General features: G+C 53.4%; 7 protein-coding genes and 1 pseudogene. All 8 read left to right on the forward strand.

The window, feature by feature from the left end; all coding sequences use genetic code 11:
* Positions 1–53: 53 nt before the first annotated feature.
* A pseudogene (locus DW49_RS1000000133990) lies at positions 54–203 on the forward strand (histidine phosphatase family protein); the annotation flags it as partial.
* A 211-nt stretch (positions 204–414) separates the two neighbouring features.
* Entirely contained in the window at positions 415–1,269 is an 855-nt protein-coding gene (locus tag DW49_RS0101175; protein ID WP_046398249.1) for a TauD/TfdA family dioxygenase, read from the forward strand.
* Positions 1,270–1,286: 17 nt separating this feature from the next.
* Positions 1,287–2,321: a sulfotransferase family protein gene (locus tag DW49_RS0101180; protein WP_024420235.1), complete on the forward strand. Its 1,035-nt coding sequence runs from the start codon at positions 1,287–1,289 to the stop codon at positions 2,319–2,321.
* A 40-nt stretch (positions 2,322–2,361) separates the two neighbouring features.
* Positions 2,362–3,564, forward strand: a complete 1,203-nt coding sequence (locus DW49_RS0101185) for a class-III pyridoxal-phosphate-dependent aminotransferase (RefSeq protein WP_024421074.1) — start codon at positions 2,362–2,364, stop codon at positions 3,562–3,564.
* A 360-nt stretch (positions 3,565–3,924) separates the two neighbouring features.
* Entirely contained in the window at positions 3,925–4,257 is a 333-nt protein-coding gene (locus DW49_RS1000000133280) for a 2OG-Fe(II) oxygenase (RefSeq protein WP_024421075.1), read from the forward strand.
* On the forward strand, positions 4,257–4,835 hold the full coding sequence (locus DW49_RS0101195) for an AAA family ATPase (RefSeq protein ID WP_005746172.1): 579 nt from the start codon (positions 4,257–4,259) through the stop codon (positions 4,833–4,835). Before DW49_RS1000000133280 ends, DW49_RS0101195 begins: the two co-directional genes overlap by 1 nt.
* Before the next feature lie 488 nt (positions 4,836–5,323).
* Positions 5,324–5,683, forward strand: coding sequence for an IS66 family insertion sequence element accessory protein TnpB (tnpB, locus tag DW49_RS0101200; protein WP_005621010.1), 360 nt, complete (start codon positions 5,324–5,326; stop codon positions 5,681–5,683).
* Between the two features lie 17 nt (positions 5,684–5,700).
* On the forward strand, positions 5,701–7,214 hold a 1,514-nt coding region (gene tnpC, locus DW49_RS0101205), incomplete at its 3' end, for an IS66 family transposase (protein ID WP_032616465.1).

Consider the following 7,214-nt stretch of genomic DNA (forward strand, 5'->3'; position numbering starts at 1 on the left):
ATAAGATTTGAATTTTCCGTTAGTTGGTGGCTGATTTTTTCGAAAACAGTACACTAGAGCATGGTCATGCCCTAATAATAAAGGTCTCAGGGATTGAAATTAGTTTGATGGGCATGAATGTTCCACCCAATTCAATAGCGGAAGCGACGTACTATGGAAAATATCTTGACAAGGGATTCCGGGGGCAGTGGGAGAGCAGCTAGAAAAATCAGATGCTCCGTCACCGGCTCAGCTGACACATGACAGCGTGATGACCAAGCAGGGACTTTATTCCAGAGGGGTGTAAATAGAGTCGGTACTCGCGTGCTTGGCCTTTGGAGCCTACGAAAGCGAACGAGCACTCAATTAATGGTTTTCGATCATGAGGCAATCCATGCAAGCGCTTCTAAACTAACTTTTTTATATGGGATAGGTATGCAAAGCCGATTCAATGGGTGGTCAATGCAGGTTCTTGAGGTGGATGATACGGCAGCGGTTGGTCGACATATTGATCAGTTTGGTTTCGCGATCGTTTCGGGGGAATGGAGATTCGATGCGTCTGATTTTGACCGCATGGCCGCACTTTACGGCTTGGGCCCAATGTACCAGTCGGATTTCAACCGGCTTGAGCATGCAGAAGGCATAGCATCATCGGGAATTAACCAGGTTGGAGGTCTGTCGAGCGGCAGCCATGTCGTGTTCAACGGCGCTACAGACGTGCCGCTTCATACCGATGGTTCCTATTTACCTATAGGCACCATCAAGACGTCGATCCTCTTTTGTAGAGAATCTGCGGCTCTCGGTGGGGAGTCCATTCTGTTCGATAGCGTGTCGGCATTTCGAGCACTGAGCGAGGATCATCCTGATCTTGCTCGGTCCTTGCTCGCCGATAATGCGTTCAGGCGCCGATCTACTAGTACGCGTTCGGGTAGGCAGTATCAACACATTGGGCCGATGTTTCTTCGTCGCGAAGACGGAGATATTGTTGGCGGCTTCACGCTCGATATCACGGCTGACTGGGAATACTCGCGTCGTATGGACGCACGGGTGATTGACGCAGCGGCGTATCTCATCCGGCTCGCCTCCGAAAACAGCGATTACACTCTGAAATTTGGGTTGCATAAAGGGCAGGTGCTGATTATACGAAACGACCAGCTGTCGCATGGTCGATGCTCATATGTCGACGACCCTGCCAGGCCTCGAATCCTGTTTCGAGGACTCTTTCTGTCCTCACCATGCGATTCTGGTGCACCAACAGACTTGGTCTGTACCCGAGGTAGCCAATCTTGACTGAGGGGATGTCACATATGCCGGAGCAAGCTGCGGGGGCGCAGTGGGCCTCATGGATGTCGTGTCGCGCCAGTCAGCTTAAGTCGCGGATCCAGACCGACCTTAACGCCTACTCATTAAGCGACGACATGAAACAGGTCATCGTTGAATTTGTTCGCGAATATCGGAGGGGCGGTCGGGGCTGGAGCGAGAGGGGGATGCGCGGCGACGAGGTCATGGCGCCAATGCTCGGCGTCAGGGATACCGCCCCTGAACTGTTTGAACTCGTTCGTACGAAGATCGCACAGGCAGAGAAAGATAAATGGATGGGCGGAAGCTTGGACAGCAATGTCATGGCAGCGCAGTTGCAATATCGGCGATTTGCCATCGTATCTACGCCGCGTTCAGGAACACATCTGCTGCGTACGCTGCTTGGCTCGCATCCGTGTATTGAGGTCCACGGTGAGGCGTTTAATCGATTCGGTCAGCACCTTTTGCCTTATTCGGTGCAGGACACGACGGCAGCCGGGGTTCTTGAAAGGCATCTATTTCGACCGTATTTCGAATATGTCGAAGCCGTCGGTTTCGTGCTCTTTCGCGATCTCGACACCCATTGGGCAGGCCAGAACGTGTGGGGTGCCTTAGCAGATGTCCGCGACCTAAAAATAATCCTGCTCGACCGACGCAACCGGCTGGAGCGACTTGTGTCGCTAAAGAAAAGCCTGTGCGATCACGTTTGGTACGTTGGCCGTGAAGATAAGAGGTTGAGGCCGCATGTGGAACTGTCGGTTCCGCTTCATGAACTCGTCGACTTCATTGACCGCGATCTTGTAAATCGGGCGCAATTCTGCGACCAGTTTCACGGGCACGACATATTGCCGATCAGTTACGAAGAGTTGCTCGCGACTCCAGAAGTTGTGCACGCCCGTATGCTCAAGTTTCTTGGTGTGTCAGCTGCAATGCTTCAGTCCGGAACAGGTAAGAAGGAGAAGGCGCCGGTTTCGGCGGTGGTCAACAACATCGATCAATTGAAGTCAGAACTTTCAGGTACGAAATATGAGAGCTATATCTAATACGCCGCGACTGTATTGGCCTCCCTACACACCGATGAAAATGGATGATTGCAGGCCGAGCATTATTCGTGGTGAGGGGGTTTATCTCTACGATGATACGGGGCGACGCTATATTGATGGTATCTCTGGTAGCTATAATCATTGCCTCGGACACTCGCACTTCGGGCTTATCGCGGCGGTGAAGGAGCAAGTTGATACACTCGTTCATGCGTGTAATATTTCTTCAAATACGGTACTTCCCGAAGCGCTTGCCGAGAGAATCAGTGGCAAACTGGTGAAGGCCAGACTTGTCCATACGTTTCTCGTCATGAGTGGAAGTGAAGGTGTCGAGGCCGCCCTCAAGATGGCGTGGCAGTATCAGATTAACCGCGGGTGCCCTCAGCGAACCAAAGTCGTTGCGATTGATGGTGCGTACCACGGCTGCACGCTGGGTGCGATGATAGCCACGCGTCGTGAATTCATCAATGAAGGGGCAGCGCCGTTACTTGCCGCTCACTCGATTGCGATGCCTATTCCATCAGGCCTTGAGGATATTTCACACTGGCGTGCGCTGCTGGCCGAACAGGAAACGACCATAGCTGCAATCGTCGTCGAGCCTGTTATGGCGATGGCCGGGACCCGGCAGTTTCCGGATGGGTTCCTACGGGAATTGTCTGCGCTAGCAAAGAAGTACGATATCCCGTTTATCTGTGACGAGGTGTATTGCGGGGTAGGGCGCACAGGTGCATTTTGTGAATCTATTAACCAAGGTGCTAGCCCGGATATTGTCATTTTGAGCAAGTGCCTTGGTGGCGGTTTTCCGATTACCGCAGTGGTGACGACGGCTGACATGACCGACAGTTTTGCTGCGCAATCTATGCCACTTTTCAGGCATGGGCATACGCAGTCAGGCAATCTCCTTGGCTGTCGTGCAGCATTGTTCATTCTCGATTATCTAGACAGTCATCGTAGTTATGAGGTAGTGGCAGCGGGTGGTTCGCGACTGCTGCAGGGAATTCGCGAGAACTTGCAGACGACGAACAGTATCGTGAGCGTGCAGGGGAAAGGGCTTATGTTGTCGATTACATTCGAAACGTCGCAAGCGTGCACCCGCGCCCAACTTGCCATTCGCAGACAGGGGGTTATTGTGGGGGCCGCCGATCGGCATCTGAAGTTGGCGCCATCGTTCTTGATCAGCGAACTCGAAGCGGATGAGTTGACCGATCGCCTGGTCAGTTCAATTCGCAGTGTTTCGCAACAGTAAGCTCCCAGGTTCTGATAGTAATAAAGGAGGGTCCAAGTGTCTGGATACTTGGCGCTAAAACGGATTGCACACGGCACTCTACATGACGTGCCGTTCAGGTGGGGACAGCTGTGCAACATATGGTGTGACGACACTATTGCGAATAAGCTTGCTGGCGATTTCCCGACCGAGGGTTTCAGTTATCGGGAACGTAACGGCGGCCACTTCTACCGACGTACTATTATTCCACTTGCATCGCACCATGTTCGCGAACCAGCGACCTTATCTGCCGCATGGGTCGATATGAGTAACGAACTTGTATCTGATTCGTTTCGGGCGGCCATGACCGAGTTTTGCGGAGTTGATCTCACTGACTATCCGATGGAAGCCGTTGCGTTTCGCAGCGGGCGCGATGCGCACTACTTGCCGCACGTCGATGCTTCGCTGCCTCGCGGTTTTCGTTTGATCGTCTATTTCAATACACACTGGGAGGCAGACTGGGGTGGATTGTTCCGCATTCTCGATCCTTGCGATCATTGCAAAGCCCATCACACCGTTTTTCCTTTGGTTGGCAATGCCAGCATGATAGTCCGCGACGGACACTACGATGACACGTGGCATGAGGTGACGCGTTTGTCGGGCAAAGAAGTTGTTACCCGCAATACGCTTAACATTACCTACTACGAGCCGGGCACAACGAGTACCGTTCAGTGATGACGACCCATAAAGCACGTGATGCTAAAAAACTGGTTCTTCTCTATGGCCCGCCCGCTGTTGGCAAGTTGACCGTGAGCAAGGAGCTGACGCAGCACCTATCCGCGATTCTTTTTCACAACCACTTGATATTCGACGTGGTCGCCAATTTGCTCCCGCCGGACTGCAGCTTTGAGGACTGCAAGCGGTTCACGTGCAGGCTTCGGCTTAGCGCGATGGAGTTGTTGCTCGAATGCGACGACAGGGTTGTCGTAACAACGTTTTGTTACCGTGGTATTGATGACGACTGGTACATCGACGCCCTGAAGGTGCTGTGCCAGAAATACCAAACGATTCCCTATTTTGTTCAGCTTACGGCTGCCAACGAGCATCTGCTCGATAGGGCGGAGAATGAAGACCGACGAGCATTCAGAAAGGTCAACAGTCGGACATGCCTTGAGGACATTTTGCGAAATAACAATAACTATGCGGCGTCCATACAGGCCATCAACCATATTTGCCTGGATACTTCAACACTTGCGCCTTGGCGCGCTGCGCTCATGCTGATGGACTGGATTAATGGGCGACAGGAATTGTAGCGGCTTGCAATCGAAAACCCGCTTGCTCGCGTTTATGGGCCCTTTCTGGCTCGTTGCGTGTAGGCAAGGGATGCACTCAAGGCGAGCCAGTTGCCGGAGGGTGGCGGTTTCAGCAGACAGTCAGCACGCCACCACGCGTCTGATAGGAAATTCGGCTACCGCGCCTAGAGCGCTTGGTGGCTGCTATTAGGGGTTGTAAGCCGGAATCCCAGAAATTTCCGTCACCCAGTGCCAAGTCCAACCACGAGTACATCCAGGCGGCGGTCTCGACGAAAGCGACAGATCTTATGCATAGGAATTTCAAAATGCCTATGCATCAAGATGGAACTTTTTCTTGCCCGCTACCACCCATTTTTGTTTTGCAGGTTCAGTTTCCTGCAAGCCCGTAAGCGGAGAAAATCAGCGTAAGCGCCTCATGAACCCCACATTCCAAGCTGGCAATTGAAGCTTGATGCTGTGCTCCCGATTCTTTTCAGGAGCCAGCCCCCATGATGCGACCCGACGCCAAAGTCGAAAAAGTGTACCTCTACCCCAAGCCGGTGGACTTTCGAAAGTCCATCGACGGCCTTGCTGCGCTGGTCGAGCTGGATATCAAAGTCGCCGTGTTCGACCCCGTGCTTTTTGTTTTTCTGAATCGCCACCGTAACCGGGTGAAAATACTTTATTGGGAGCGCAACGGCTTCTGCCTTTGGCTCAAGCGTTTGGAGTCCGAGCGTTTCAAAACCTCTCCCGATGAGACGGACCAGGCCATCGTGCTGACGGTCCAGGAACTGAACTGGTTACTGGATGGATTTGATCTCTGGCGTAACCGTCCGCACAAAGTTTTGACTCCACGATTTGTCGCCTGACGGGTATAATCCAGGGCATGAAATTGATGCCCGAAGACCTCCCTGACGACCCCGCGTTGCTTAAGCAGATGTTGCTTGAAGCGCAGGACGCCAAAGAAGCTTATGCCACCCACATCATTGATCTGAAAGAACAGATCAAGCTGTTGCGTGACCGTATCTTTGGTCGTAAGTCCGAACAGACAGTCGAACCCAATACGCCGCAACTGGCACTGTTCAACGAACCCGAAAGCGAGCCGATGCCTACCGTCGGCGATGCCGACGAAGAGGTCGTTGCACCGGTCAAGCGCCGTGGTAAGCGCAAGCCACTGTCGGCTGATCTTCCCCGCATCGAAGTCATCCACGAACTACCCGAGCACGAACTGACCTGTGCCTGCGGTTGCCGCAAGCATGTCATCAGCGAAGAAACCAGCGAGCAGCTGGATATCGTGCCGATGCAGATCCGTGTAATCAAACACATCCGCAAAGTCTACGGTTGCCGCGGTTGCGAAACAGCACCGGTCACCGCGGACAAACCGGCTCAGCTAATCGAAAAGAGCATGGCCAGTCCGAGCGTATTGGCCATGCTGCTGACCACCAAATATGTCGACGGCTTGCCTCTGCATCGTTTTGAAACGGTGCTGAGTCGACATGGCATCGAGATACCGCGCCAAACCTTGGCACGCTGGGTAATCCAGTGCAGCGAACACTTCCAGCCGCTGTTGAATTTGATGCGTGATCGATTATTCGAAAGCCCGTTTATCCACTGCGATGAAACCCGAGTCCAGGTATTAAAAGAGCCGGATCGTGACCCGACCAGCCAGTCCTGGATGTGGGTGCAAGCCAGCGGCCCACCAGACCGAAAAGTCGTCCTGTTCGACTATACGTCCAGCCGTGCGCAGGAAGTGCCGCTGTGCCTGCTGGAAAGTTATCGCGGCTACGTGATGACCGATGATTACGCGGGCTACAACGCGTTGGCGTTGCAACCGGGTGTGGAACGTCTGGCGTGCATGGCCCATGTACGACGCAAGTTCGTGGAGGCCAAGAAAGTGCAGCCCCAAGGCAAAACGGGCCGCGCCGATGTTGCACTGGCATCCATCAATAAACTGTACGGCATCGAGCGCGAACTCAGGGATGTCAGCGATGAGCAGCGCTACATCGGCCGTCAGAAAAAAAGCCTGCCTGAGCTGGCGAAGCTGAAAGCATGGATGGAAAAAACGCAGCCGCAGGTCACTTCGCAAAGCGCCTTGGGCAAAGCGGTAAATTACCTGGCCCACAACTGGAGCCGGATAGAGCGTTATATCGAAGCCGGCTTTTTACCCATCGACAACAACGCTGCCGAAAGAGCGATCAGACCGTTCGCCATCGGACGAAAAGCCTGGCTGTTCAGCGACACGCCCAAAGGTGCCACAGCCAGCGCCCAGATCTACAGCCTGGTCGAGACCGCCAAACTCAACGGCCAAGAGCCTTATACGTGGCTGCGCCACGTACTTGAGCGTTTGCCGCATGCTGCATCGGTAGAGGATTACGAAACATTGTTATCGCAAAGATCGGA

The organism is Pseudomonas avellanae BPIC 631 (assembly GCF_000444135.1).
Classification (GTDB): Bacteria; Pseudomonadota; Gammaproteobacteria; order Pseudomonadales; family Pseudomonadaceae; genus Aquipseudomonas; species Aquipseudomonas avellanae.

What these genes read in the sequence shown, in the direction of transcription:
- DW49_RS0101175 (WP_046398249.1), top strand. Translation starts at nt 415, where the DNA reads ATGCAAAGCCGATTCAATGGGTGGTCAATGCAGGTTCTTGAGGTGGAT.
- DW49_RS0101180 (WP_024420235.1), top strand. Translation starts at nt 1,287, where the DNA reads ATGCCGGAGCAAGCTGCGGGGGCGCAGTGGGCCTCATGGATGTCGTGT.
- DW49_RS0101185 (WP_024421074.1), top strand. Translation starts at nt 2,362, where the DNA reads ATGGATGATTGCAGGCCGAGCATTATTCGTGGTGAGGGGGTTTATCTC.
- DW49_RS1000000133280 (WP_024421075.1), top strand. Translation starts at nt 3,925, where the DNA reads ATGGAAGCCGTTGCGTTTCGCAGCGGGCGCGATGCGCACTACTTGCCG.
- DW49_RS0101195 (WP_005746172.1), top strand. Translation starts at nt 4,257, where the DNA reads ATGACGACCCATAAAGCACGTGATGCTAAAAAACTGGTTCTTCTCTAT.
- tnpB (WP_005621010.1), top strand. Translation starts at nt 5,324, where the DNA reads ATGATGCGACCCGACGCCAAAGTCGAAAAAGTGTACCTCTACCCCAAG.